This window comes from Nisaea sp., from assembly GCF_965216895.1.
Lineage (GTDB): Bacteria > Pseudomonadota > Alphaproteobacteria > Thalassobaculales > Thalassobaculaceae > Nisaea.
Genome location: NZ_OZ244205.1, coordinates 281,743 through 308,326, shown reverse-complemented (window position 1 = coordinate 308,326; position 26,584 = coordinate 281,743). Strand labels below are relative to the sequence as shown.

Genomic DNA, 26,584 nt, shown 5'->3' with positions numbered 1-26,584 from the left:
AGCATGAGCAAGAGCTACAATCTCGTCGTCGTCGGCCTCGGCATCATGGGCCGCCGCATGATCCAGTACATGATCCCGCATGAGCGGTTCACCGTTATCGGCGCCTGGGATCCGTCTGCGGAGTCCGTCGCCACTGCGAAGGCCGAGTTTCCGGACGTGAAGATCTGGGACAGCGCCGAGGCGATGATCGCCGCACCGGAGACGGAGCTGGTCTACATCGCCTGCCCGCCTGCCTTCCACAAGCACTACGCCGACCTCGCGATGGATGCGGGCAAACCGGTCTATTGCGAGAAGCCGCTCGGCATCTCCGTGCCTGAGAGCGAGGCAATGGTCCGTCGTCTGGAAGAAACCAAGATTCCGAACGTCGTCAACTTCTCGCAAGCCTCGCTCGAAGGAGTCGAGATCATCGAGGCGGCGATGAAGAGCGGCGAGATGGGCGAGATCGTCGGCGCCGAACTGGTCATGCATTTCTCGCAATGGCCGCGCGACTGGCAGGCCGATGCCGATTGGCTGCGCTTCCGCGATCAGGGCGGCTACACCCGCGAGGTGACCTCCCACTATCTCTACATCACCGAACGCTTCCTCGGCCGCGCCAAACTGCTCTGGAGCAAGCCGACCTACCAGGCCGACCCGAAGCTTTGCGAGACCCATGTCCACGCCATGCTGGAATGCGGCGGCGTCCCTGTGAGCTACAGCGCCGCGGTGGGCGGCGTCGGACCGGACCGTATCGAGGGCACTTTCTACGGCACCAAAAAGAGCTACCGGCTCAGCGGCTTCTACATCCTCGAACAGACCACGGGCGGAGCCTGGGAGCTGGCGATGGAACTGCCGGAGGATCCGCGTTCGGTCTCCGTTCCGCGCCAGATCGACAATGTCGCGCGCTGGATGGACGGCACGCCGCATACCATGCCGTCGGCCGCCGACGCGCTCTCGGTGCAGAAGCTGGTCGAGGGCATTCTCGCCAACTGACGCCTGCTCTCGCTCCCGGCACTTCGACTGCCAGGAGCGAGAAACGGAGAACGCGCTGCTGTCGATCGCAACGGCGCTGTCGGTTGGCCTCAAATGCGCCTACGCAACGATCTGCGGAGCCGCACCGACCCGGTAGGCGACGCGGCGAGTCCCCTCTTCGAACCGGTCGAGCGACTGCTCCCAGCTGTCCGCCCCCCAGTGAAACCGGACGGAGCCGTCGGGCGGGCGGTATTCCGCAGTGTAGAGCGTGCCGAGCCAGCCCTCGAAATCGTCAAGGCAGAGCCTCCCCCGGGAGAATATGGTCCGCGCCATGTCCGCATCGTCCGGGAGTCCGCCGGCCGTCTCGAAGCGCCAGCGCGAGCTTTCCGCCGGAACCACGTTCGCCTGGTGGTTCGTCGCGGCATCCACCTCGACAATCGAGGGCGCACGGTCCGGAGCCAGTTCTGCGCGGATTGCCTTTCCTGTCGGATCCTGTACGACCACGTTGTGCGCCCACGCACAAGGCAACCTTGCCAACACCTCCGCAGCATCCTTCAGATCACGCGCGACCTGCAGCAGATAGCGGACAATCAGAATGATGCCGAAACCGGACCCGTAGACATGACGGCCGCCGAAGGTCATCGCGGCCGCCAGGCCATGTTCGTTCACCCCGTCGAGCAGGCCGCTTACCCCCTCCCCCATGCCGAGCACCCCCGTTCCGGCCCAGTTGGTGCGGAGGATGACACCGGAGGTCGCATCGGGGTGGAAATCGTAGTTCCTGAGCAGGGTCGCTAGAGGGCGCGACAAGGCACGAACCGTGCAGCCCGCCGGGATCAGGGGCGGCGGATCAATGCCGGCAAGAGCGGCCACCATCGCCGCGTCGTCACCCGCGAACTCGGCCAGGTCATCGAAGACCGGCAACATTTCCGGCATATCCTGCGCGACGCGGCGGCGGCATGCGTCCGGGTCCGGTATGCGCTCGGCCCTCGCGTACCAACCCCGGGCGAACTCCCGGCTCTCCTCGATCGCCCGGCGTGCGAATGGTCCCGGCACCGGCTCATCGACCGCACGAAACAGCTTTTCCATCTCGCTCACCCCTTCAACGGAATGCAGACCAGGGTCCGGAGATCGGCTTCCGCGACCTCCATTGGGTCGTCCAGGTACCAATCCATACAAGCTCGCTCGTCCAGCTCCTCCCCGCTTTCCGGCAACCAAAGCCCGAACAGGCGCTGGAAAGTGTCCTGCATGCCGGTATAGGAACCTTCGAGCAGCGCGCAGGCATAGCGGCCTGCGGGCAACGCTTCGAGGCGCATGCCGTCCGGCAGGTTCTGCGGCAGCTCCGCGCCCGCTAGCAAGGTCGCGCAGGCATCGTAGCGCAGTTCCGCCGCCGGCACGCTTTCCGGGTCGTCATAGGAGAGCCCGTAGCTGCCCGTGACGGCCTCCTCCAATCCCTGCTCGGAAAGCCATCCTTTCAGCGCCGTGAAGGCGCGGCCTACCTTGTGATAGGGGCCGAGATGCCGCAATGCGACCATCGGCTGAGCCTCGATAGTTCGAATCTCGACCTGCATGCCGTGCTCCTTCCTGTCCGCGATGAGGCGGATCTTTCCGGTTTCCGGGCGGTAGTGGACCTTGATATTGGTCGGCCGAAACGGCGTCGCCGCATTCGCTTTCCGATATGCGCTCGGCGACTGCCCGAAGCCCTGCCTGAAGGCTCGCGCGAACCCCTCGGGGCTTTCGTAACCGGCCTCGAACGCGATCACGGTCACGCTCTTGTCGCCGGAGCGGAGCGCGTGTCCCGCCCGCATCATACGCACCCGGCGCCGGGTCTCCTGCACCGTCTCCCCGACGATGCCGCGATAGACACGATGGAAATGGAACGGCGAGAGCGCGGCGGTCTCCGCCAGCACCGCGAGCGGCAGGGGTGCGTCGACATTCTCCGCGACCTGCTTCAGCACGCGGCCGATCCGTTCCGCATAGGAGGCCTTGGTCTGCTTTCTCATGGGAAAGAGCATGCCATCGCTTCGCCCTCGCCGCCCGACGGATCTTGCGGTTATGATCGCCGACGGCGACCTGCCGCATCTCCTTCCAAGACGGTCACATGTCCACCCTCCTCGCTGCTACGCCGCTCATCCTAGCGACCCTCGCCATCCTGCTCGCACGCCAGTCAGCCATGCGCGCGGGTGGGCTCGGACTAGCCGCTGCCTCTCTGATTGCGGCGATCAGTCCGCACTTCGCGCTACCCTGGGACGGCATTCTCGCCGCCATCATTGACGGCCTGCTGACGACCGCGACAGTCGCCTACGTACTGCTTGGCGGGGTCACGCTCTACTGGGTGCTCAGGACCGGCGGCGCGCTGGAACGGCTCGGCAAGGCGGCGGCGGAAGCGATCCCCGATCCGGCACAGCGCGTCCTCGTCCTCGTGCTCGGCGTCTCTGTCTTCTTCGAGAGCGCGACCGGCTTCGGCGTCGGTATCATCGTCACCGTCCCGTTGCTGATCGCCCTTGGCTACAGCCCGGTGCGCGCCGCCCTGATGGCTCTGGTCGGTCAATGTGCCGTGCCCTGGGGCGCGCTCGCCATCGGCACCGTGCTCGGCGCCGATCTCTCGGACCTTTCTGTTTCCGAAACCGCCCTCGAAGCGGTCTGGCTCTGCCTGCCCTTCATTCTGCTCTGCGCCTTCGCCACACTGCATTTCGCCGAAGAGAGCCTGGGCCCCCCGGCTCATCTGATTGCGGCGGCAGGCTACAGCGCCCTGCTCGCGGCCCTGCTTTGGGCCGGCAGCGCCTGGGTCAGCGTCGAGCTGGCTGGATGTATCGCCGGACTCGGCGTCACGCTCGCCGGCCTGCTGATCGCACGCCTCAGGACCGGAACGCGGGCGGACAGCGACGGCCTCGCCACGGCGGCTCTGCCGCTCTTCGTGCTGATGGGCACGCTCAGCCTGACCCGGCTTGTCCCGGAAATCGAACGGTGGACGAGCAACACGCTGCTGCTCGAAATTCCTTCCCACCACTTTTCGCTGTCGCTGGTGCATCATCCGGGCTTCTGGATGCTGCTCGCGGCAGCCACCGGGATCGCGTGTCTCCGCATTCCCGCGAACGAAGTACGGATCCTGCTGCCGAACGCGCTCCGGCAATGGATGACGGCCAGCCTCTCCGTCGCCGGCTTCATTTGTTTCGGACATGTGATGCTGCATGCCGGCATGACGGACAATCTGGCAGAGACGGTCGCGGCCGGCGCCGGGGCCGCCTATCTCTTCGCCGTCCCCGGCGTCGGCGCGCTTGGCGGCTTCCTTACCGCGAGCAATGCCGGCTCCAACGCCATCTTCATGGCGTTCCAGAGCACGGTCGCAACTCGCCTCGGGCTCGATCCGGTGCTGGTCGCGGCGGCGCAGAACGCCGCGGGGGCGAACATCACCCTAGCTTCGCCCGGCCGGATCGTGCTTGCCGCGGCGGTTTCCGGGCTCTCCGGGGAAGAGACCCGGCTGATGCGCCCCGCCCTCGCCATCGGCGTCGCGGGCCTGCTGCTGATGCTGCCGATGCTGGCGTTGCTATAGAAGATCAAGCGTCCTGCGGTCCCGGTCGCCCGCGTAGAAGACATCGAGTGCGCGGGCAAACAGGCCCTTCTCTTCCCCTTCCCCGGCGGCGGCCTCGAACAATGTGAGGCATGAGCGGAACTTCAGATCGTCCGGCGAGCCGAGGATTTCACGGGCGGTCTTTTCCTCGTGGTCCAGCATCGCCTCGACGCAAGTCTTGAGACGCGGGCCGAGAACCGGATCTTGCAGATAGCGCTGCGCCTGCTCCCGCCCCGTGATGCCGTAATGGATCGCACGCTGGCTGCGCCCCAGTTCTCGGAGCTGCGGGAGCACATACCAGATCCAGTGGCTTGTCTTGTGGCCGGCGCGGAGCTCTCCGAGGGCGCGTTCATAGTCGCGCTCCTGAGCCTCGACGAACTTCATCAGATCATCGCCGGTCACGCTTTCGCTCCTCACACCGCCCTTATTGCTCGTCGGCAGGCCCGACCCATGCAAAAGGATTGTAGCAGATCTCCCAGAGATGGCCGTCCGGATCGCTGAAATAGGCGTGGTAACCGCCCCAGTGCGCATCCTGTGGCGGCTTGACGGTTTGTCCTCCGGCCGCCACCGCTTCCTCCAGTGTCCAGGCGACCTCCTCCGGAGAGTGGACGTTGTAGGCAAGGGAGAAGCCGCGATATCCGCTACCTTCGGACGGCACCCCGGCATCCGCCGCCAGGTCCTCGCGCTCGGACAATCCGAGCCAGGTGCCGTTCAGATTGAAGAAAGCAACGGTAGGCGGGGAGTCGAGCCGGGGAAAACCGAGCCCGTTCTCGTAGAAATCGCGCGAGACCGCGAGGTCCTTCACGGCCAGGGCCACCATGCTGATTCTGGGCTTCATGCCGTTTCCCCGTCATTGCGCGACAAGACCGCCACCAACCTGTAGCACGCCGCCTGCGGGAGAGAGTCAATGGAAAGCGACGGATCAGTGTCCGCCGACTTCCAGCATGATCTTGCCACTATGGCCGGCGCTCTCCATGAAGGCATGGGCCACCGCCGCTTCGGCCAGGGGGAAGGTCCGGTTCACAACCGGCTTCAGCTTGCCTTCCTCGAACATTGGCCAGACATTGAGCGCGAGGCTGTCTCGGATCTCCGTTTTGTTCTCCGGCGTGCGGGAACGCAAGGTCGAACCGGTGTAGGTCAGGCGTTTCAGCATCACCGGCATCAGGTCGATCTCGACCTTCGAGCCCGCATTGAAAGCGAGTTGCACGATGCGCCCGTCCGGCTTCGACGCCTTGATGTTCTTCGCAATGTTCGGGCCGCCGATGATGTCCAGGATGACGTCGGCCCCCTTGTACTCGCCGCGCACGATCTCGACGAAATCGTCGGTCCGGAAGTCGATGGCCAGATCCGCGCCGAGCTCTCGGCATACGGCACAGCGTTCCGCCGGACTGTCGACTGCGACCACCGTCGCGCCGATGGCTTTGGCAAGCTGGATCGAGGTCGTTCCGAGCCCTCCGGCTCCGCCATGAACGAGGAAAACCTCGCCGCGCGACAGCTTCGCGCCCATAAAGACATTGGACCAGATCGTGAAGTAGGTCTCCGGCACCGACGCCGCCTCAAGCAGGTTGAAGCCGTGCGGCAAGGGCAGGCAATGCCTTGCGTCGACCGCACAGAACTCCGCATAGCCCCCGCCATTGGTCAGCGCGCAGAGCCTGTCGCCGACCGACCAGTTGCCGACGCCCGCACCGACCGCGACCACCTCGCCGGAAATCTCCAGACCGAGCAGGTCGGAGGCGCCTTTCGGCGGCGGATAATGACCGCGCCGCTGCACAAGGTCCGGACCGTTCACACCGGCATAGGCGACCTTGACCAGCACCTCGCCCGGTGCCGCCTCCGGCACAGGGCGCGTTCCGGGGACGAGCGCGTCCGGCCCGCCCGGTTCGCTGATTTCGATGACATTCATCTCCGCCGGAAGGCTGGCATTGCTCATTTCACTCGGCTCCGGGTTAGTCGACTGCCAGGGATTCGGGGCTGCCGGCCTCCTCCGGGAAGACCGGATAGAGGCCCTGGGTGCGTCCCAGTTGTTGCACGAGCGCCAGCACCGAGTCGATGTGCGGTGTATGGAGGTCGACGAGACGGCCCATCTCCTGAACCGCGCTCAGAAGTGCGTCGATCTCAAGCTGCCGGCCCTTCTCCAGGTCCTGCAGCATCGAGGTTCGGTGCGCGCCGACCTTGGCCGCGCCGTTGATCCGGCGTTCGACATCAACGCGGAAATGCACCCCGAGTCGGGCGCCGATGCGCTGTGCCTCCTCCATCATGTTGCGCGAGAGCGCACGGGTGCCGGGGTCGGTCGCGACCACGTCCAGCGTCGCGCGGGTCAGCGCGCTGATCGGGTTGAAGCAGAGGTTGCCCCAGAGCTTCAGCCATATCTCGTCCCGGATGTTCGGCAGTACCGGCGCCTTGAAGCCGGCCTTCTCCAGCACTTCGCTCAGGCGCTTGCAGCGCTCGGAGATCGAGCCGTCCGGCTCGCCGATCGCAAACTTGTTGCCGTAGGTGTGCTTGACGACGCCGGGGGCGGTGATCTCGGTCGCGGGATAGACGACGCAGCCGATGGCGCGCTCCGGACCGATCAGGTCCCATTGCCGGTCGTCCGGATCGACGGTGTTGAGGCGCAGGTTCCGGTAGGCATTGTCGACACCGTGGAAATACCACCAGGGAACGCCGTTCTGGCAAGTGACGACCGCCGTATCCTCCCCGAGCAGCGGCACCATCTGGTCGGCGACCTCCCAGGCCTGGTGGGTCTTCAGCGCGACGATCACATAATCCTGCGGACCGAGCTCTTTCGGATTGTCCGTCGCCGCGACCTTCGCCACATGTTCTTCCTCACCGATCTGAAGCTTCAGCCCGTTTTCCCGGATCGCCGCCAGGTGCGAGCCCCGCGCAATCAGCGAGACCTCAACGCCCTCGACCTGCGCCAGTTCGACGCCGAGATAGCCGCCGATCGCGCCAGCGCCATAGATACAAACTTTCATACCTAGATTTTCCCTCTGTATTCGACAGTATGAAAACGGCGCCGACGCTAACCGCCGACGCCGCTCGTTCTATCCCTGGCGGCCTGGTGCCTTTTTAGACAGCACCTTCAGCCTTGGCGGCTTCGATATCCGCAGCCGACATCCCGAGCACTGCGCCCAGGATCTCGTCGGTGTGCTCGCCCAGAAGGGGCGAGCGATCGACCTTGGCCGGCGACGCGGAGAGCTTAATCGGATTGCCGACGGTCAGGTAGCTACCGCGGGTCGGGTGCGGTACTTCGACCACCGTGCCCGTCGCCCGCAGCGACTGATCTTCCGCAAGTTCCTTCATGCTGAGGATCGGGCCGCAGGGCACGTTGAGCGCGTTCAGGATCTCCATGACCTCGAACTTGCTCTTGGTCTTGGTCCATTCCTCGATCATGGCAAAGCACTGGTCGAGTTTCGGCAGGCGGACCTCCGGGGTCGCCCATTCCGGATCCTCGATCAGCTCCTCGCGGCCGATGGTCTTCATCAGCGGCGCCCAGCCCGGCGGCTGGATGATGACGTAGATGTAGTCGTTCGGGCCGCCGCCCTTGGTCTGCACTGCCCAGCCCGGCTGGCCGCCGCCCGAGGCGTTGCCCGCCCGCGGCACGGCTTCGCCGAACTCGCCGTTCGGATATTGCGGATATTCCTTCAGCGGACCGTGCTCGAGGCGCTGCTGGTCGCGCAGCTTCACGCGGCAGAGGTTGAGAACACCGTCCTGCATGGCGCACTCGACACGCTGGCCCTTGCCGGAATGGGTCCGGTGATAGAGCGCCGTCACAATGCCAAGCGCGAGGTGCAGGCCGGTGCCGCTGTCGCCGATCTGGGACCCCGTAACGGTCGGCGGACCATCATCGAACCCCGTGGTGGAGGCGGAACCGCCGGTGCACTGGGCGACGTTCTCGTAGACTTTGCAGTCCTCGTAGGCGCCGGGGCCGAAGCCCTTGATGCTGGCATAGATGATCCGGGGATTGATCTCCTGAATCCGCTCCCAGCTGAACCCCATGCGATCCAGCGCGCCCGGCGCAAAGTTCTCGACCATGACGTCGCATTCCTCGATGAGGCGGGTCAGGATCTCCTTCCCCTTTTCGGTCTTGGTATTGAGCGTGACGCTGCGCTTGTTGCTGTTCAGCATGGTGAAATAGAGGCTATCGGCATCCGGCAGGTCGCGGAGCTGGCCGCGCGTGATGTCACCGACACCCGGGCGCTCCACCTTGATCACGTCGGCGCCGAACCACGCCAGCAGCTGGGTGCAGGTCGGTCCCGACTGCACATGCGTCATGTCCAGAATGCGGACGCCTTTCAACGCTTCGCTCATTGTCTTCCTCTTCCCCCTTAGCGGATTGAACGCAAAAAGGGCGCGCCGGAAACCCGGCACGCCCTTCCGCTTACTTGTACATGGTCTGGTTCTTGGTTCCCGGCGCGTATTCGTTCGGATCGACCCAGATGTTCACAACGGCCGACTTGCCGGTGCTCTTGACCGCCTCGCGGGCACGCTGGAGCGCCGGAGCGATCATTGAGGCCTCGTGCACTTCCTCGCCGTGACCGCCGAGCATTTCGGCGAACTTGGAGAACGGAATGTCCCCGAGCTTGTTGCCGACATTGCCGCGCTGCTCGCCGTACTTGGCGATCTGGCCGTAGCGGATCTGGTTCATCGAGGAGTTGTTGCCGATGACCGCGATATACGGGACGCCGAAGCGGTTGGCGGTTTCCATGTCGAAGGCGGTCATGCCGAAGGAACCGTCGCCGTAATAGCAGAGGATTTCCTTGTCCGGGTTTGCGAGTCCGGCCGCGATGGCGAACCCGGTACCCACACCGAGCGAACCGAGGGCGCCCGGATCCATCCAGTTGCCGGGTCCTTTCGGCGCCACGGCCTGCGCGGAAATCGTGACCACATCGCCACCGTCACCGATATAGACCGTCTTCTCGGACAGGAACTCGTTCAGTTCCCATGCCACCCGGTAGGGGTGGATCGGGGACTGGTCGGAAAGGAACAGCGGCATCAGTTTCTCGGTTGCCGCCTCCTCCGCCGCCTTCAGTTCCTTGAGCCATCCTTCCCGGCTCTTGGAGCCGTTATCCACCCGTCCCTTGATGGCCGCATGCACGGCGGAGAGGATCGCGCCCGGGTCGCCGGCGAGACCGAGATCCACGTCGCGGTTCTTGCCGACCGTCCGATAGTCCTGGTCGATCTGCACCAGCGTCAGGTCCTCGCGGATGCGCTTGCCGTAGCCCATGCGGAAGTCGAACGGAGTGCCGACGATCAGCAGCAGGTCCGCCTTCTGGAAGGCAAGACGGCGGGTGCGGTTGAAATAGTGGCTGTCGGTCTGGGGCAGGATGCCGCGCGCCGCACCATTCATGTAGCAGGCGATGTTCAGGTCCTTGACCAGATCGATCGCCGCCTGATGGCCACGACTCATCCAGACCTGGGAACCGACGAGGATCGCCGGACGCTCCGCCTTCACGATCAGATCCGCCAGCGCCTCGATATCGGCCGGATCGCCGATCGATTTCACCGAGCCGCGATATTTGCCCGGCGCCGGGATCACGGCACTGGAGATCGGCACCTCGCGGTCGAGCACATCACGCGGGATTTCGAGATAGGACGGACCGTAGGCGCCGGCAAAGCATTCGCGGGCCGCCATGGAAACCATGTCGCCGGCCCGCTCGGTCGAACGCACACCGGCGGAAAACTTGGTGATCGGCGCCATGATGTCGACATGGGGCAGATCCTGCAGCGAGCCCATCTTATGCTGTGTCAGCGCGCCCTGGCCGCCGATATGCAGCACCGGGCTTTCGGAGCGGAAGGCCGTCGCGACGCCGGTCATGGCGTTGGTGCAGCCCGGGCCCGCCGTGGTCACGACACAGCCGAGCTTGCCGGTCTGCCGGGCATAGCCGTCGGCGGCATGGGCCGCGACCTGCTCGTGCCTGACGTCGATGATGCGGATGCCTTCGTCGACGCAGCCGTCATAGATGTCGATGATATGCCCGCCGCAGAGTGTGAAGATCGTATCGACGCCTTCGTTCTTCAGGGCCTTGGCGACCAAGTGCCCGCCGGAAACAACCTCGCCGGAGCGATCTTTTTCTTTAAGGGTATCGGAGGCGGTATCGCTCATTCTAGTAGCTCCCTTTTATTGCAGGCGGCCGGTTTCGCCCGGCCCCCCTCTTGATCTTCTGTTATCCGAGATAGTTCACGTTGTCGGCGACATGCTTGGCCAGCGCCAACGCATGATCCCGCACGAGCCGTTCCGCAGCTTCCGCGTCGCGCGCCTCGATCGCCTCGACGATATGCATGTGATCCTGCATCGAGCGGGCGATACGATCACGCTCGCCGATGGTCCGGTTCCGGATCGCGCGGACATGCAGGAAGATCTTGTCGATCATTTCCTCGATCAGCGGCGAATGGGCGAGCTTGAGGATCGCCTGGTGGAATTCGATATTGCGGCTTGAATACTCGTCGATTTCCAGTCGGCCCTGCTCCGTCTCCTGGAAGATGCGCCGCAGCTGCCTGATCTCGCCGTCGGAGGCCACGTCGCATGCGAGACGCGCCGCCATGCCTTCCAGCGCCGCCCAGACCTTGATCATCTCGATGATTTCGGCCTTGGTCTTGCGGACGATGAAGACACCGCGCCGCGGCTGGATATCGACCAGACCTTCCTGGGCAAGACGGGCAAGCGCCTCGCGCAGCGGAGTCCGGCTGATCCCGAGCTGTTCGGACAGCTGACGTTCATCGAGCCGAAGGTTGGCATCGGGGTCGTATATGTTCATCGAGACGATACCGTCCTTCAGAGCCGCATAGGTCTTGTCCTTCAGACTGACCTCGGCCGCGATGGGCGTCACCATCAACGCGGAAGTGTCGTTCATTCAGATTTCCCCGGCCGTTTCGACCCACGGAGGATGCGCCCGAAGACGGGAGCGTGGGTTCTGGTATACCACACACTTTATGCCATGGAATACCTAAATTACGGCTCGGGTACAGTGCCCGATGTCACAGTACTCCGAGCTCGTCAGCTTGGGCGTGGTCCGGGACCTTACACAGAACGGGCCCGGTGTTCGAGCGGGTCCCCGCGCCACGGCCGGGATGAGGCGCGGCAAGAGCGGATTCCTTGCGAGAGAACGCCCTCAGCCGCGCGCCCGTTTCACCAGCCCGCGCAGATCGAAATCCGGATCTGCCGCCTGCTCCGGCGTCACCGCGGCGTCCATTGCAATCAGACGGCGGGCAAGCGCATGATCTCCAGCCTTGTTGACCGACTCGACGCAGCGCAGCTTTCCGCCGGAAAAGAGAAAGGCGGAGAACGACCCGCTTTCCGGATCGCCGCGCAGCACCGCCCCTTCCGTACCGTCGGAAAGGCCCGCGATCTGCAACTTGGCCTCGGCTTGATCTGACCAGAACCAGGGCACCTCGCGGTATGGCGCGGCGTCGCCGAGCAGCGCCGCCGCCGCGGTCTTTGCCTGATCGACCGCATTCTGCACGGATTCCAGCCGCACCCGGCGTCCGAGCTGCCAGTGCACATAGCTCGCGCAATCCCCGATGGCCGCGATCTCGGGCACCGAGCTCAACATGGTCTCGTTCACGGCAATGCCGTTCTCCAGCGTCAGCCCGGCACTTTCCGCCAGTTCCGTACACGGGACGACCCCGGTTCCGGAAATGACGCAATCGGCTTCGATCGCCGTCCCGTCGGCGAGGTCCGCCCCCGATGCCCTGCCGTCGTCAACCCGCACGCCGGCGACCCTTGCATTGAGACGGATGTCGGCGCCGAGCGACGTCAGATAGCCGAAGAAATAGGCGGAGACCGTCGGCGACACCGCGCGCGCCATCAAACGGGCTTCTGCTTCGAGAACCGTGACCTTCCTGCCGAGCTGGGCGGCGGTCGCCGCGATCTCCAGACCGATGAAGCCGCCGCCGATCACCAGCACCGAGCCGGACGCGTCGAAGGCGGCCTTGATGTCCTGGCTGTCGTGATAGGTGCGGAGCTCGAACACGCCCGGCGCGTCGATGTTCGGTACGGGAATCCGGCGCGGACGGGAGCCCACCGCGAGCACGATCTTCGAACAGGCGATGTTGCCGCCATCCGCCAGCGTGATCGATCCCGCGCCCCGGTCGATCCCCATCGCTTCTGTTCCGAGACGGAGGTCGATGTTGCGATCGGCGTAGAATTTCTCCGGACGCAGGATCGTCGGTTTCGGATCCGGCTCCTTGATGTAGCCCTTGGAGAGCGGCGGCTTCTGATAGGGGAGGTCCGGCTCGCCGGTCAGCATGGTGAGCGGGCCGTCATAGCCTTTTTCGCGCAGACTGGCCGCCATCTGCACACCGCCATGGCTGGCGCCCACGATCACGATGCCCTTGTCCGTCACGGGCTTCCTCCCTGCAATGAATTATAGTGCAGAGTCGTAGCCTATTCCTTCAGCAGAGAGGAATAGATTTCAACATCGCCAATCTCGCCGACCAGCTTGCCACCGTCCACAACGCGGATCGGCTCGGACGTCTGGATGCGGGAGCGCATCAAGTCCGAGAGCGGCGTGTCCGGGCCGGCAACGACCGCGCCGTCCGGAACCGGTGCGCCCTCTTCCACCTTCCGCATTACCGAAGAGGCAGTCAGGACATTCAGCGGGTTCATGTGGGAGACAAATTCGGCGACATATTCATTCGCTGGCTCGAGCACGATCTGTTGCGGCGTGCCGCACTGGACGATGCGCCCGCCCTCCATGATCGCGACCTTCGATCCGAGTTTCAGCGCCTCGTCGAGATCGTGGCTGACAAAGATGATGGTCCGCCGCAACTGCGCCTGAAGATCCAGCAACTCATCCTGCAATTTCGCGCGGATCAGGGGATCGAGCGCGGAGAAAGGCTCGTCCATCAGCAGGATCGGCGCCTCCGTCGCGAAGGCGCGGGCAAGACCGACGCGCTGCTGCATACCGCCGGAAAGTTCATACACCCTGCGCTCGGCCCAGTCGCTTAGCCCGACCAGGGCGAGCTGCTTCGCGACCCGCTCGTCTCGCTCGGCCTTCTGCACGCCGGAAAGTTCCAGGCCAAGCCCCACATTCTCCGCCACGGTGCGCCAGGGCAGCAGCGCGAAATTCTGGAACACCATGGTAACGCGATTGGTCCTGAGGCGCCGGAGCGTTGCCTCTTCGGCCGTGGCGACATCGATCTCGTTTTCGCCATCGTCGACCCAGACCGCACCGCGGACCACCGGGTTCAGACCGTTCACGGACCGCAACAAGGTCGATTTTCCGGAGCCGGAAAGCCCCATGATCACGACGATTTCGCCCGGCTCGACCGTGAGGCTGCAATCGTGCACCCCGAGGATCTGGCCGGTCTGTTCCTGGATCTCGGCCCGCTCCATGCCGCGATCCATCAACGGCAAGGCCGTCGCCGGAGTCTCGCCAAAGACGATGCTCACCTCTTCGAATCGCACTGCCGGGCGGCTCATTTGCCGTCTCCTTCACGGCCGCGGAACATGCGGTCGAGGATGATGGCGATCAGCACGATCGCGAGTCCGACCTCGAACCCCTTGGCAATGTTCACCTGGTTGAGCGCCCGCAATGTAGGAACGCCGAGCCCATCCGCGCCGACCAGTGCGGCGATGACGACCATGGAGAGCGACAGCATGATGGTCTGGGTCAGCCCCGCCATGATCTGCGGCATGGCATAGGGCAGTTCCACCTTCCAGAGCAACTGGGTGCGGGTCGCGCCGAAGGCCTCTCCCGCTTCGAGCAGCATCTGCGGCGTCGAAGAGATGCCGAGATGGGTGAGCCGGATCGGCGCCGGAATGGCGAATATCACCGTCGCGATCAGTCCCGGCACCATGCCGAGCCCGAAGAGGATCAGGGCCGGTATCAGATAGACGAAGGTCGGGATCGTCTGCATCAGGTCCAGGACCGGGCGCATGGCGGAGAAAAGCCAGGGGCGCCGTGCCGCGGCGATGCCGAGCGGCACACCGACGCCCATACAGACGACGGAGGACGCCAGCACCAGCGCGACGGTTTCCGTCGTCTCTTCCCAGTAACCCTGGTTGATGATGAGCAGCAGGCCGACCGCAACCAGCAGCGGGAACCAGACGTTCCGGCGCACCGCGAAGGCGATTGCGGTCACGATCGCGACGGCCAGTAGCGGGGGCGGCGCCTGCAGGACCCAGAGAATGGCGTCGATCATCAGTTCGAGCCCGGCCGCGAGTCCGTCGAAGAACCAGGCGCCGTGGTCCGTCAGCCAGTCGACGAACTTCTGCGCCGCCTTGCCCACCGGCAACTTGTTCTCGGTCAGCCATTCCATGGAACGCCCCTCCGCTGTGCCATCACGCCCGCTGCACGCAAACGGGAGGCTGCGCCGTCGCCCCCTCCCGAATGCTTGAGGTTCTTAGAGCCCGAGGGCCTTGCGGACCGCCGGGAGCGCCGCCTGACCGTCGATCGTGGTGACACCGGAGAGCCATGCATCGAGAATGCCGGCATTGGCCTTCAGCCAGGCTTTCGCGGCATCCTTCGGCTCCTCTCCGTCATTCAGGATCGCCCCCATGATCTCGTTCTCGAGACGCAGGGAGAACATCAGGTTGTCGAGCAGCCGGCCGACATTCGGGCATTCCTTGGAATATCCGGCGCGGGTATTCGTATAGACCGTGGCTCCGCCGAGATCCGGGCCGAAGAAGTCGTCACCGCCGGAGAGATAGGCCATCTCGAAATTGGCATTCATCGGGTGCGGTTCCCAGCCAAGGAAGACCACCGGCTCCTCTTTCTTCACCGCGCGGGCGACCTGCGCCAGCATGCCCTGCTCGGAGGACTCGACGACATCGAATCCCTTCAGCCCGAAAGCATCCTTCTCGATCATGTCGAGGATCAGGCGGTTGCCGTCATTGCCCGGCTCGATGCCGTAGATCTTGCCATCGAGCTGATCCCTGAACTTTGCGATGTCGCCGAAGCTCTTCAGGCCCGCGTCGTAGGCATATTTCGGCACCGCGAGGGTGTATTTCGCCCCGTAGAGATTGACCCCTGTGGTCTCGACCGAGCCCTCGTCGCGGTATTTCGCGATATCGCCTTCCATGGTCGGCATCCAGTTGCCGAGAAAGACATCGATATCCTTGTTCTTCAGCGAAGCATAGGTGACCGGAACGGACAGCACCTTCACGTCCGTCTCGTAGCCCATCGCCTCGAGTACGGTGGTGGTCGCCGCAGTGGTCGCCGTGATGTCGGTCCAACCGACATCGGAGAAGCGGACAGTCGAACAATGATTGTCGGCAAACGCAGCGCCGGAGGACAGCAGTCCCGCGGCAAGCGCGGCAGCGAACGCAATTCTGGATTTCAGCATTTTTCGGCTCCCTGTTGTTTAGCCCCGGTTTGTTCACGTCAAGCAAACATCATAGCTGATCCGGCGCAAGATTTTTATTGATTGAGCAATCAATCAAAAATACGGTCGTCGGGGAAAGGACCTCCCGCCCATGCCCAAAATCGGAATGGAACCGATCCGCCGCAAAGCGCTGATCAATGCCGCGATCGAGGCCATCCACGCGCGCGGGTCATATGATGTGACAATGAGCGAGATTGCCCGCGAGGCGGGTGTTTCGACGGCGCTCGCGCATCACTATTTCGGCAGCAAGGATCAGCTCCTTCTGGCCACCATGCGCCATCTGCTGAACGAACTCGGCGACGATATCGTCGCGGCACTGGAGGCAGCGGAGACACCACGGCAACGCATCACAGGGATTATCCGGGCGAATTTCGGCTCGGACCAGTTCCGCCCTGCGACGATCTCGGCCTGGCTGACCTTCTATGTGAAGGCGCAAGGCTCCGGCCCCGCGCGGCGGGTGCTCTCGGTCTATGCGCGGCGCCTGCGGAGCAATCTCTGTCATGCGCTCAAGCAGATCACCGACAGGGACAGCGCAAAGCGGATCGCCGAAGGCACCGCGGCAATGATTGACGGGCTCTATCTCCGCCACGCCCTGCTTGACAGCGATCCTGACCGGGAGGCGGCGATCCGGCTTACCGAGGATTATGTCGATGCCCAGCTCACCACCGGAGCACCGCGGTGACACGGCAACCCAACTTTCTGATCCTGATGGTCGACCAGTTGAACGGGACGCTGTTTCCGGACGGCCCGGCGGATTTCCTGCATGCGCCGGCGCTGCGCGCACTGGCGGATCGTTCGGTGCGCTTCCGGAACAGCTACACGGCGAGTCCGCTTTGCGCCCCCGGCCGCGCCTCCTTCATGTCCGGACGCCTGCCCTCGCGGACCCGGGTCTATGACAACGCGGCGGAATTCGCCTCCGACATCCCAACCTACGCGCATCACCTGCGCCGCGCCGGCTACTACACCTGCCTCTCCGGCAAGATGCATTTCGTCGGCCCGGACCAGTTGCACGGCTTCGAGGAACGGCTGACCACCGACATCTATCCCGCCGATTTCGGCTGGACCCCGGACTACCGCAAGCCGGGCGAGCGGATCGACTGGTGGTATCATAATCTTGGATCCGTCACCGGCGCCGGCGTCGCCGAGACCTCCAATCAGATGGAATATGACGACGAGGTCGCTTTCAACGCGGAACAGAAGCTCTATCAGCTCTCCCGCGGCACCGACACGCGCCCCTGGTGCCTCACCGTGAGCTTTACCCATCCACACGATCCCTACGTCGCGCGACGTAAATACTGGGATCTGTACGAAGACTGCCCGGCGCTGCTGCCGCGAACCCCTGAAATGGCCTTCGAGGTCCAGGATCCGCACAGCAAGCGGCTGTATCTCGCGAACGACTACCGCAAATTCGACATTTCGGTAGAGAACATACGCCGCTCGCGCCGGGCCTATTTCTCCAACATCACCTATCTCGACGAAAAGATCGCGAGCCTGCTCGACACACTAAAGCGCTGCCGGATGGCGGACGACACCGTCATCGTGTTCGTCTCCGATCACGGCGACATGCTCGGCGAGCGGGGCCTCTGGTTCAAGATGAGCTTCTACGAGGGCTCCGCCCGGGTGCCGATGATGATCGCCGGTCCCGGTATCGCGGGACGCTCGGTGACCGAACCGGTCTCGACCATCGACCTCACGCCGACCCTGGCGGATATCGCCGGTATCGATCTTTCCGAAGTCGCCCCATGGACCGACGGCCATTCCCTTGTCCCGCAGATCGAGGGCGAGGAGCGGACCGAGCCGGTCTATATGGAATATGCCGCCGAGGGCTCCTATGCCCCTCTGGTCTCGATCCGGCGCGGCAAGTACAAGTACAATCACTGCGAACTCGACCCGCCGCAACTCTTCGACCTGGAAGAGGACCCCGAAGAACTCGCGAACCTCGCCGAAGACCCGGTGCACGCGGAGGCTCTGAACGCCTTCACCGCAGAGATGAGAGCGCGCTGGGACATGGCGCAATTCGACCGCGAAGTACGGGACAGCCAGGCCCGGCGCTGGGTCGTCTACGAGGCACTGCGCAACGGCTCCTACTATCCGTGGGATTTTCAGCCGCTGCAGAAGGCCTCCGAGCGCTACATGCGCAATCACATGGATCTCAACGTGCTCGAGGAGAACGCGCGTTTCCCGCGCGGCGAGTAAGGTATAGGGTACATGCAGGCAGATTTCGTAATCGTGGGGTCGGGCTCGGCGGGCGCCGTCATGGCGGACCGGCTCTCGGCGGACGGCAAACACTCCGTTATCGTCATCGAATACGGCGGGACCGATATCGGCCCCTTCATCCAGATGCCGGCGGCGCTCTCCTATCCGATGAACATGCGCCGCTACGATTGGGGATACGAGAGCGAGCCGGAGCCTTTCCTCGGTGGCCGCCGCCTCGCCTGCCCGCGTGGCAAGGTGATCGGCGGCTCCTCCTCTATCAACGGCATGGTCTATGTCCGCGGCCACGCCCGCGATTACGACCACTGGGCCGAACAGGGCGCCAAGGGCTGGGCCTACAAGGACGTGGCACCCTATTTCGAGCGCATGGAGACGAGCCATGGCGGCCAGGAGGGCTGGCGCGGCACCGACGGCCCCCTGCATGTCAGCCGGGGACCGCGCCGGAACCCGCTCTATCACGCCTTCGTCGAGGCGGGACGGCAGGCGGGATTCGAGCTGACCGAGGACTATAACGGCGAGAAGCAGGAAGGCTTCGGACCAATGGAAATGACGGTCCACAATGGCCGCCGCTGGTCCGCCGCGAACGCCTACCTGAAGCCCGCGCTGAAACGCCCCAACCTGACGCTGGTGAACGGCCTCGCCCGCAAGGTGAAGTTCGACGGCAAGAGGGCGACCGGCGTCGAGATCTCGCGCGGCGGCACTGTGGAGACGGTGACCGCGAACCGCGAGGTGATCCTCGCCGCCTCCTCGATCAATTCGCCGAAACTCCTGAAGCTGTCCGGTATCGGCCCGGCGGCCGAGTTGGCCGGTCACGGCATCGAGGTGCTGGCAGACCGGCCCGGTGTCGGCGCCAACCTTCAGGACCACCTCGAGCTCTACATCCAGCAGGAATGCACCCAGCCGATCAGCCTCTATTCAAAGCTGAACCTCGTCTCCAAGGGCCTGATCGGGCTCGAATGGCTGCTCTTCAAATCCGGCCTCGGCGCGACCAACCATTTCGAGAGCGCGGCCTTCCTGCGCTCGAAACCCGGTGTCGAATATCCGGACATCCAGTACCATTTCCTGCCCGTCGCGATCCGTTACGACGGCAAGGCACCGGCCAAGAGCCACGGCTTCCAGGCCCATGTCGGACCTATGCGCTCGAAATCGCGCGGCAGCGTCACCCTGCGCTCCGCCGACCCGATGGACGCGCCGAGGATCCAGTTCAACTACATGAGCCACGCGGACGACTGGGCCGATTTCCGGCATTGCATCCGCCTGACCCGCGAGATCTTCGGCCAGACCGCTTTTGATCCGTTCCGCGGAAGGGAGATTGCTCCCGGCGATCACGTCGCCAGCGACGAAGCGCTCGACGACTTCATCCGGGACGCGGTCGAGAGCGCCTACCATCCCTGCGGCACCTGCCGCATGGGCGCGGCGGACGATCCGAAGGCGGTGGTCGATCCGGAGAACCGGGTGATCGGTGTCGAGGGCCTGCGCCTCGCCGACAGCTCGATCTTCCCGCGCATTCCCAACGGAAACCTGAACGGCCCGTCGATCATGGTCGGCGAGAAAGCCTCGGATCATATCCTCGGCAAGGCGCCGCTGGCACCGTCCAACAAGCAGCCCTGGATCAATCCGCGCTGGGAGAGTTCAGATCGCTAGTCAGCCCCTCCATCACGCCTGATCAGATCCGAAATACGGCGCCTTCTTGTTGAAGATCTGGCCGCGCTCGAAAACACAAACAGAATCATAAAAATGAATACCCACGGTCGTTCTGGTGAACTTCGTTGAACTCATCGACGAGTCGTCATAATCCGCATGCAGCTCATCGATTTTACTTTTTGCAAATTCAATAAATGATTCCTCATTCAAGTAACCTCCCCCATAGCTTTCCCAATACGCTGTATGCAAATCCTCAACAACATAAACACCATTCCTGGAAAGCGCAGGATACAGGACGTCAAATGCGGTTCTTATGTGCGCTTGCTGATGACTTCCATCATCAATTATCACATCAAATCCGCCGAATTCCTGAACGATCGAACGCAGAAAGCGCTCGTCAGATTGATCGCCAATTCGAATCTGAATTTGATCTTCCTCAAAAGACAATTTCTCTTCAACAACATCGACGCCAACGATCCGTGCATGAGGACCGAAGAACGCTTTCCACATTTGCAGTGAACCGCCTTCTCCTATGCCTATCTCAAGCACATTGATTGACTGATTAATGAACTTTTCGAAATATCTCTCATATATCGGCAAATAATGTTTCCATTTATTCACAACCCTTCCCTTATGAGTCGTGAATATGCGCCAAAGATCTCCATTCGCCATCTCACCATCCCAACATCAGAAAAGTGCGCAACGCTCATGTTTATGCCGACCGGAACGGCTCCTGCACGAGTTGCGCAACACCGGCCCTGTGATATGAAATGCGTAGAGCGCCGGTCCATGCAAACAAGCCCGCTACGCGTCCCCGGATAATGTAACAAGGAAAGTCACTGACCATGCGCGCCCAACCCAAAGCCTCCCATTTCATCGCTGGCTCATACATCGAGAGCCCGAACGCCCCGGGTTTCGACAGCCTCTATCCGGCGACGGGCGAGATCATCGCAAAGATGCATGCCGCGGGCGAATCAACCATCGACGCGGCGGTCGCAGCGGCCCGTGGCGCGCAGCAGGACTGGGCGGCGCGCAGCGGCGCGGAACGCGGACGAGTGCTGCGCCGGGCAGCGGAAATCATTCGCGCGCGCAACCGCGAACTTTCGGAGCTTGAAACGCTGGACACCGGCAAGCCGCTGCAGGAAACGCTGGTCGCCGACGCGGCTTCCGGCGCGGACTGCCTCGAATATTTCGGCGGTATCGCGGCCGACATTCATGGCGAGTTCACAGACCTCGGCGGCTCCTTCGCCTATACAAGGCGCGAGCCGCTCGGCGTCTGCGTCGGTATCGGCGCCTGGAACTATCCGATCCAGATCGCCTGCTGGAAATCCGCACCGGCTCTGGCCTGCGGCAACGCAATGATCTTCAAGCCGTCGGAAACCACGCCGCTGACCGCGCTGAAGCTGGCCGAGATCTACAAGGAGGCAGGCCTGCCGGACGGCGTCTTCAACGTCGTGCAGGGTTTCGGTGACGTCGGCGCCAAGCTGGTCGCGCATCCCGGTGTCGCCAAGGTTTCGGTCACGGGGTCCGTGCCCACCGGCATGCGGGTCATGGCGGCCGCGGCCGAGGGGCTGAAGCAGGTGACCCTCGAGCTCGGCGGCAAGTCGCCGCTGATCGTCTTCGAGGACGCGGATATCGAGAACGCGATCTCCGGCGCCATGCTCGGCAACTTCTATTCGAGCGGCCAGATCTGCTCCAACGGCACCCGCGTCTTCGTGCAGAAAGCGATCAAGCAGAAGTTCCTTGAGCGTCTGCGCGAACGGACGGCGAAGATCCGTCTCGGCGATCCGATGGACGAGGAGACTCATCTCGGCCCCCTCGTCTCCGAGGCACAGTTCGAGAAGGTACTCTCATACATCCGGACCGGCCGCGAGGAAGGCGCCCGCGTGATCATCGGCGGCGATGCCGCGACCGTTCCCGCCTACAAGGAGGGCTGGTTCGTCGCCCCGACCGTGTTCGCCGACGTGAAGGACAGCATGACCATCGCCCGCGAGGAGATTTTCGGCCCGGTCATGTGCGTGCTCGATTTCGACACCGAGGAGGAAGCCGTCGCCCGCGCGAACGGAACCGAGTTCGGCCTCGCCGCCGGCGTCTTCACGAAGGACATCCAGCGTGGGCACCGGGTCGTCGCCGCGCTCGAGGCCGGCACCTGCTGGATCAACACCTACAACCTGACCCCGATCGAGATGCCCTTCGGCGGCGTAAAGAAATCCGGCGTCGGCCGCGAGAACGCGCGCGCCGCGGTCGAGCATTACACCCAGCTCAAGAGCGTCTATGTCGAGATGGGGGACGTCGAGAGTCCTTATTGATAGACCAGACCGGCTCCACCTCGCCTTACAGAATTTCCTTTGCCGTCGGTGCGGGCGCCGAAGTCGGTCAAGACATCCGGTTTGGGGGCGGGATCTGGACACCCAGCTTCCACCCCAGCACAGCGAAGCCGAGCCACGGAAAATTGAAAACCATAAAGCCGCTGTTCATCAGGCAGCCGGTTTGCCCGGCCATCTGAATAGGCAGCGGACCTTGGTCTTTCAACGCCTGGAACACATTGCTCCGAAAATCCGTTGCGCCGGAAACGGCAGTCCAGCAGACGGCTGAGCTGCCGAAGCCCATGACGCTGGCGCCGCGCGCTCCCCTGCGCAGCCATAGAACGATGCGCGGCTTCAGAAGCTCTCGCCGCGCTTCCTTGCGCACCATTTCGTGCGGCCTGACCGTTAGCCCCGGTTCATCCGCCTGATCTGCAGCCAGGTCGCCGCCCCGGCGGCAAGCGCGACCGAGCCGATCAACAGAGTGGCGAGCGCATTGATGTCCGGCGAGACACCGAGCCTCACCTTCGAGAAAATCACCATCGGCAGGGTCGAGGAGCCGGGGCCCGAGACGAAGCTGGCGATGACCAGATCGTCGAGCGACAGGGTGAAGGCAAGCAGCCAGCCGGAGGCGAGCGCCGGGGCGAGCATCGGCAATGTAACGAGCAGGAAGGCGGTCAGCGGCCTCGCGCCGAGATCGAGCGCCGCCTCCTCGATCGAAAGGTCGAGGCCGCTTGCCCGCGACTGCACCACCACGGCGACAAAGGCGGTCGAGAAGGTAATATGGGCGATCAGGATGGTGTCCACCCCGCGCCCGACCGGCCAGCCGATGAGCTGCTCCATCGAGACGAAGGTGAGCAGCAGGCTGATGCCGATGATCACGTCCGGCATCACCAGCGGCGCCGCGATCAGGCCGGTGAAGAGCAGCCGTCCGCCGAACCGCCCGAAGCGCGACAGAGCGAGGCCGGCCATGGTCCCGAGCAGGGTCGCGCCGGTCGCGTTGATGATGGCGATCTTGATCGAAAGCCAGGCCGCCGAGAGCACCTGTTCGTTGCGAAACAGCTCCGCGTACCAGCCAACCGACCAGCCGCCCCACACGCTGACGAGTTTCGAAGCATTGAAACTGAACACGACCAGCACGACCAAGGGCAGATAGAGGAAGGCGAAGCCGCCGGCCACGACGCAGTACAGCGCGACGCGGCTTCCCGCCCGGCTCATGCCTCGCCTCCCCGTCGCCGGTTCTCGACCGCCTGAAACAGCATGATCGGCACCACCAGCAGGAGCAGCAGGACGACCGCGAGGGCCGAGGCCAGGGTCCAGTCACGCTCGTTGAAGAAGGTGTCCCAGAGCATCCGTCCGATCATCAGCGTGTCCGAAGCGCCGAGCAGGTTCGGGATAACGAACTCTCCGGTCGCCGGAATGAAAACCAGCATGGCACCGGCGATCACCCCGGGGACCGAGAGCGGCAACGTGACCAGCAGAAAGGCCTCCCACGGGCGGCAGCCGAGATCTTCCGCCGCCTCGACCAGCGACCAGTCAAGGCGTTCGAGCGTTGCGTAGAGCGGCAGGATCATGAACGGCAGATAGGTGTAGGAGATACCGGCATAAAGCGCGAAATCGGTCTGCAGCATGCGGATCGGCGTGTCGGTCACGCCTATGGCGAGCAGCACGGCGTTCACCAGGCCGGTATCGGCCATCAGTGTCTTCAGGGCATAGACCCGAAGCAGGAAGGAACTCCAGAACGGCAGCATCACCGCCATGAGCAGCAGATTGCGCGCCGTCGGGGTCGCCCTGGCGATGGCGTAGGCCATCGGATAGCCGATCAGCAGCGTGATGAAGGTCGAGATACCGGCGACCATGAGCGAGTTGAAATAGCCTGCCCTGTAGAGGGCGTCGTCGAACAGGAACTCGTAATTGAAGAACGATCCGGCATAGCTTCCGTCCTGCGCGAACAGCGGCGAGTAGGGCGGCTGCGCGAGCATCGGCTCGGAAAGCGAAATCCGGAAGACGATGGCGAAGGGCACGAGGAAGAAGACAAAAAGCCAGAGATAGGGGATTCCGGCGACGGCGCCCCTGCCGGAAAGCCAGAACGGACGGCGGGTGGCGGCGGCCATTTCAGTCGGCTCCCAGAAGCAGCGCGTTGGCCGGCTCGAACCAGATCTCGACCCGGTCGTCCCAGTCGACCTCCCGTATCGCACCGGTCTCGCTGTTCGCGCGGGTGACCTCGACCAGATGGCCTTGCTGGGTCCGCACCCGGTAGGATGTGACGTCGCCGAGATAGGCCAACCCCTCGACCGTTCCCTTGAGCCGGTTCACCAGCTTCGGCGGCGCCGATCCCTCGCGCGCGATCCGGACCTTCTCCGGACGCACGGCGACCGCGCCGCGCATGCCCCCGGAGGCCTCGCCGGCGGCAGCAAACAGCGGTGTTTCCATCCCTTCGACCGCCAGTTCCGCGACCCCGTCGCGGACCGCCGTCACCCGGCCGTCGAAGAGCGAGATATTGCCAAGGAACTCTGCGACGAAACGGGAGCAGGGCTTTTCGTAGAGCCCTTCCGGCGTTCCGATCTGCTTCACCCTGCCCTTGTCCATCACCGCGGCCCGTGTGGAGAGCACCATTGCCTCCTCCTGGTCATGGGTGACGACGATCATCGTGATCCCGGTATCGTCCGCCAGTTTCATCAGGCGGTACTGGGCGCTCTCCCGGAGCCGCTTGTCGAGCGCCCCGAGCGGCTCGTCCAGCAGCAGGATCTTCGGCCGCTTCACGATGGCGCGGGCGAGTGCGGCGCGCTGGCGCTGACCGCCGGAGAGCTGGTTCGGCTTGCGCGCGGCAAAATCGGTCAGTTCGAGCTGCGCCAGCGCATCCGCCACCCGATCATCGAGTTCCGTGCCGCGGACGCCATCGCGTTTGAGGCCGAAGGCGACGTTGCCCGCAACGGTCATGTGCGGGAACAGGGCATAACTCTGGAACATCATGTTGACCGGGCGATCATAGGCCGGCCGGTCCGTAACGTCCTCGCCGTCGATCTCGACCCGGCCCTCGCTCGGTTCCTCGAGCCCCGCCAGCATCCGCAGCAGCGTGGTCTTGCCGCAGCCGGATCCTCCGAGCAGGGAGAAGATCTCCCCCCTGTAGACATCCAGATCTACACCCGCGACCGCCTCGAACAGCCCGAACCGCTTGACCAGCCCGCGGACCCTTACCATCGGCCGGTTCCGTTCGGGATGCTCCCACGGCTTGCCGACATAAGGATCGACTTTCGCTTGCTCCGACATGCCCCGCCCCGGTCATGACACCACAGAGCCATCACCGTCCGGTTTCGCGGAGACGCTGTCAATTACCGCCGCGAGACGGCAGGCGATTTCTCGGTATCGGTCCCGTCAGGATACGAAAAAGCGAGAGGGTTCCCTGCCGCGTTAAGCCCTGAGGGAAGCGGCGGCGGGTGGCGGCTCCCTCACATCGTCATTCTCCAGGGTCGAAGGAAGCAAACATCTTCCCGGCGTCACGCCGCCGTCGGGTCTGCGCCGACCTTGACCACCAGCTTGCCGAAGTTCCGCCCTTTCAGGAGACCGATAAAAGCCTCCGGCGCCGCGTCCAGTCCCTCGACGACGTCCTCGCGGTATTTCAATTTTCCGCTGGAGATCCAGCCGGCCATGTCGCGCGCGAAGTCCGCATAATCGGAAGCGAAATCATAGACGATGAAGCCCTGGATCCGGAGCCGCTTGGTTAGCACCGCCCGCATCAACGGAGGCACCTTGGTCTCCATCTCCGGAAAGCCGGTCGCGTTGTAGAAGGCGATCGTACCGCAGACCGGCATGCGGGCGAACTGGTTGAACAACGGGAACACGGCATCGAAGACCCTGCCGCTGACATTCTCGAAATAGACGTCGATCCCGTCGGGACAGGCGGCGGCGAGCTGATCCACGAAATCGGGCGCGCGATGGTCGATCGCCGCGTCGAATCCGAGTTCGTCCTTCACGAAGGCGCATTTGTCCGGACCGCCTGCGATCCCGACTGCGCGGGCGCCCTGGATCTTCGCGATCTGTCCCACCGCCGAGCCCACCGGGCCCGACGCCGCGGCGACCACAACCGTTTCGCCCGCTTTCGGTTGACCGATATTCTTCAGCCCCGCATAGGCCGTCAGCCCCGGCATGCCGAGCACGCCGAGCGCAGTGGATATCGGCGCCGCCTTCGGGTCGAGCTTGCGCAGCCCGCTGCCGTCCGAGATCCCGTAACTCTGCCAGCCGATCCGGTTGAGCACGATATCACCCGCGACGTAATCGGAATGATTCGAGGCCACCACCTCGGCAACCGTCTCGCCTTCCAGCACACCCCCGATCGGCACCGGCGCGGCGTAGGATTTCGCATCGCTCATCCGGCCGCGCATATAGGGATCAAGGGAGAGATAGATCGTCCGCAGCAAGAGCTCGCCCGGCCCGGGCTCCGGCACCGCGACCTCGTCCATACGGAAATCTGTCGCTTTCGGCTCTCCCTCAGGGCGTGATGCCAGTAGCCAGCGGCGGTTTATGCGATCAGTCATGGTTTGGTCTCCCCAGTATGCCGCATTCTGGATAGCCTTCTCTGCAA

At 63.8% G+C, this 26,584-nt stretch carries 25 protein-coding genes; 6 read left to right on the top strand and 19 right to left on the bottom strand.

Translation table 11 applies throughout. The features are described from left to right. Nucleotides 1-3: 3 nt before the first annotated feature. On the top strand, nt 4-969 hold the full coding sequence (locus ACOOE1_RS01380) for a Gfo/Idh/MocA family protein (protein WP_420404553.1): 966 nt from the start codon (nt 4-6) through the stop codon (nt 967-969). A 99-nt stretch (nt 970-1,068) separates the two neighbouring features. On the opposite strand, the gene ACOOE1_RS01375 is transcribed toward ACOOE1_RS01380, so the two are convergent. Next, complete coding sequence (locus ACOOE1_RS01375; protein ID WP_420404552.1) at nt 1,069-2,034, bottom strand: C45 family autoproteolytic acyltransferase/hydolase; 966 nt, start codon at nt 2,032-2,034, stop codon at nt 1,069-1,071. A gap of 5 nt (nt 2,035-2,039) precedes the next feature. Further along, nucleotides 2,040-2,948: an AraC family transcriptional regulator gene (locus ACOOE1_RS01370; RefSeq protein ID WP_420404551.1), complete on the bottom strand. Its 909-nt coding sequence runs from the start codon at nt 2,946-2,948 to the stop codon at nt 2,040-2,042. 98 nt (nt 2,949-3,046) lie between these two features. Here ACOOE1_RS01370 and ACOOE1_RS01365 point away from each other — a divergent pair, with 98 nt between their 5' ends. Continuing rightward, nucleotides 3,047-4,498: an L-lactate permease gene (locus ACOOE1_RS01365; protein ID WP_420404550.1), complete on the top strand. Its 1,452-nt coding sequence runs from the start codon at nt 3,047-3,049 to the stop codon at nt 4,496-4,498. On the opposite strand, the gene ACOOE1_RS01360 is transcribed toward ACOOE1_RS01365, so the two are convergent. From ACOOE1_RS01360 to ACOOE1_RS01310, 11 genes are all read right to left on the bottom strand, one after another. After that, complete coding sequence (locus ACOOE1_RS01360) at nt 4,493-4,918, bottom strand: DUF1810 domain-containing protein (protein WP_420404549.1); 426 nt, start codon at nt 4,916-4,918, stop codon at nt 4,493-4,495. The two genes, ACOOE1_RS01365 and ACOOE1_RS01360, sit on opposite strands and share 6 nt — an antisense overlap. A 22-nt stretch (nt 4,919-4,940) precedes the next feature. Next, the gene (locus tag ACOOE1_RS01355) at nt 4,941-5,354 is read right to left on the bottom strand and encodes a VOC family protein (protein WP_420404548.1); all 414 of its coding nucleotides are present in this window, start codon (nt 5,352-5,354) and stop codon (nt 4,941-4,943) included. An 84-nt stretch (nt 5,355-5,438) separates the two neighbouring features. Beyond that, the gene (locus tag ACOOE1_RS01350; protein ID WP_420404547.1) at nt 5,439-6,446 is read right to left on the bottom strand and encodes an NAD(P)H-quinone oxidoreductase; all 1,008 of its coding nucleotides are present in this window, start codon (nt 6,444-6,446) and stop codon (nt 5,439-5,441) included. A 16-nt stretch (nt 6,447-6,462) separates the two neighbouring features. Then, nucleotides 6,463-7,488: a 2-dehydropantoate 2-reductase gene (locus tag ACOOE1_RS01345; protein ID WP_420404546.1), complete on the bottom strand. Its 1,026-nt coding sequence runs from the start codon at nt 7,486-7,488 to the stop codon at nt 6,463-6,465. Nucleotides 7,489-7,582: 94 nt separating this feature from the next. Further along, nucleotides 7,583-8,824, bottom strand: a complete 1,242-nt coding sequence (frc, locus tag ACOOE1_RS01340; protein ID WP_420404545.1) for a formyl-CoA transferase — start codon at nt 8,822-8,824, stop codon at nt 7,583-7,585. A gap of 70 nt (nt 8,825-8,894) precedes the next feature. After that, nucleotides 8,895-10,619: a thiamine pyrophosphate-binding protein gene (locus ACOOE1_RS01335; RefSeq protein ID WP_420404544.1), complete on the bottom strand. Its 1,725-nt coding sequence runs from the start codon at nt 10,617-10,619 to the stop codon at nt 8,895-8,897. A gap of 61 nt (nt 10,620-10,680) precedes the next feature. Further along, a complete protein-coding gene (locus tag ACOOE1_RS01330; protein ID WP_420404543.1) occupies nt 10,681-11,367 on the bottom strand; it encodes a GntR family transcriptional regulator in 687 nt (228 codons plus the stop codon). Between the two features lie 258 nt (nt 11,368-11,625). Continuing rightward, nucleotides 11,626-12,858: an NAD(P)/FAD-dependent oxidoreductase gene (locus tag ACOOE1_RS01325; protein ID WP_420404542.1), complete on the bottom strand. Its 1,233-nt coding sequence runs from the start codon at nt 12,856-12,858 to the stop codon at nt 11,626-11,628. A gap of 41 nt (nt 12,859-12,899) precedes the next feature. Continuing rightward, nucleotides 12,900-13,937 carry a choline ABC transporter ATP-binding protein gene (choV, locus tag ACOOE1_RS01320; RefSeq protein ID WP_420404541.1) on the bottom strand — a complete coding sequence of 346 codons (1,038 nt, stop codon included), beginning with the start codon at nt 13,935-13,937 and terminating at the stop codon, nt 12,900-12,902. Next, on the bottom strand, nt 13,934-14,776 hold the full coding sequence (choW, locus tag ACOOE1_RS01315; RefSeq protein ID WP_420404540.1) for a choline ABC transporter permease subunit: 843 nt from the start codon (nt 14,774-14,776) through the stop codon (nt 13,934-13,936). Before choW ends, choV begins: the two co-directional genes overlap by 4 nt. An 84-nt stretch (nt 14,777-14,860) precedes the next feature. Continuing rightward, nucleotides 14,861-15,802, bottom strand: a complete 942-nt coding sequence (locus tag ACOOE1_RS01310; protein WP_420404539.1) for a choline ABC transporter substrate-binding protein — start codon at nt 15,800-15,802, stop codon at nt 14,861-14,863. Nucleotides 15,803-15,932: 130 nt separating this feature from the next. Here ACOOE1_RS01310 and betI point away from each other — a divergent pair, with 130 nt between their 5' ends. From betI to betA, 3 genes are read left to right on the top strand one after another with little or no spacing between them, the layout of a single operon-like run. Continuing rightward, nucleotides 15,933-16,523, top strand: coding sequence for a transcriptional regulator BetI (betI, locus tag ACOOE1_RS01305; protein ID WP_420404538.1), 591 nt, complete (start codon nt 15,933-15,935; stop codon nt 16,521-16,523). Further along, nucleotides 16,520-18,037, top strand: coding sequence for a choline-sulfatase (gene betC / locus ACOOE1_RS01300; protein ID WP_420404537.1), 1,518 nt, complete (start codon nt 16,520-16,522; stop codon nt 18,035-18,037). The genes betI and betC overlap by 4 nt, the downstream gene beginning before the upstream one ends. A gap of 12 nt (nt 18,038-18,049) precedes the next feature. Next, nucleotides 18,050-19,699, top strand: a complete 1,650-nt coding sequence (gene betA, locus ACOOE1_RS01295; RefSeq protein WP_420404536.1) for a choline dehydrogenase — start codon at nt 18,050-18,052, stop codon at nt 19,697-19,699. A gap of 12 nt (nt 19,700-19,711) precedes the next feature. Here betA and ACOOE1_RS01290 read toward each other — a convergent pair whose 3' ends face one another. Continuing rightward, nucleotides 19,712-20,371, bottom strand: coding sequence for a hypothetical protein (locus tag ACOOE1_RS01290; protein ID WP_420404535.1), 660 nt, complete (start codon nt 20,369-20,371; stop codon nt 19,712-19,714). Nucleotides 20,372-20,544: 173 nt separating this feature from the next. On the opposite strand from ACOOE1_RS01290, the gene betB reads away from it, so the two are divergent. After that, nucleotides 20,545-22,008: a betaine-aldehyde dehydrogenase gene (betB, locus tag ACOOE1_RS01285; RefSeq protein ID WP_420404534.1), complete on the top strand. Its 1,464-nt coding sequence runs from the start codon at nt 20,545-20,547 to the stop codon at nt 22,006-22,008. Nucleotides 22,009-22,075: 67 nt separating this feature from the next. Here betB and ACOOE1_RS01280 read toward each other — a convergent pair whose 3' ends face one another. The 5 genes from ACOOE1_RS01280 to ACOOE1_RS01260 all read right to left on the bottom strand — a co-directional run bounded on the left by ACOOE1_RS01280 (nt 22,076) and on the right by ACOOE1_RS01260 (nt 26,537). After that, nucleotides 22,076-22,393: a hypothetical protein gene (locus tag ACOOE1_RS01280; protein WP_420404533.1), complete on the bottom strand. Its 318-nt coding sequence runs from the start codon at nt 22,391-22,393 to the stop codon at nt 22,076-22,078. A 17-nt stretch (nt 22,394-22,410) separates the two neighbouring features. Further along, nucleotides 22,411-23,220: an ABC transporter permease subunit gene (locus ACOOE1_RS01275; RefSeq protein ID WP_420404532.1), complete on the bottom strand. Its 810-nt coding sequence runs from the start codon at nt 23,218-23,220 to the stop codon at nt 22,411-22,413. Beyond that, complete coding sequence (locus ACOOE1_RS01270) at nt 23,217-24,116, bottom strand: ABC transporter permease subunit (protein WP_420404531.1); 900 nt, start codon at nt 24,114-24,116, stop codon at nt 23,217-23,219. Before ACOOE1_RS01270 ends, ACOOE1_RS01275 begins: the two co-directional genes overlap by 4 nt. A gap of 1 nt (nt 24,117) precedes the next feature. Next, nucleotides 24,118-25,272 carry an ABC transporter ATP-binding protein gene (locus ACOOE1_RS01265; protein WP_420404530.1) on the bottom strand — a complete coding sequence of 385 codons (1,155 nt, stop codon included), beginning with the start codon at nt 25,270-25,272 and terminating at the stop codon, nt 24,118-24,120. 227 nt (nt 25,273-25,499) lie between these two features. Continuing rightward, nucleotides 25,500-26,537 carry an NADP-dependent oxidoreductase gene (locus ACOOE1_RS01260; RefSeq protein WP_420404529.1) on the bottom strand — a complete coding sequence of 346 codons (1,038 nt, stop codon included), beginning with the start codon at nt 26,535-26,537 and terminating at the stop codon, nt 25,500-25,502. Between the last annotated feature and the right edge of the window lie 47 nt (nt 26,538-26,584).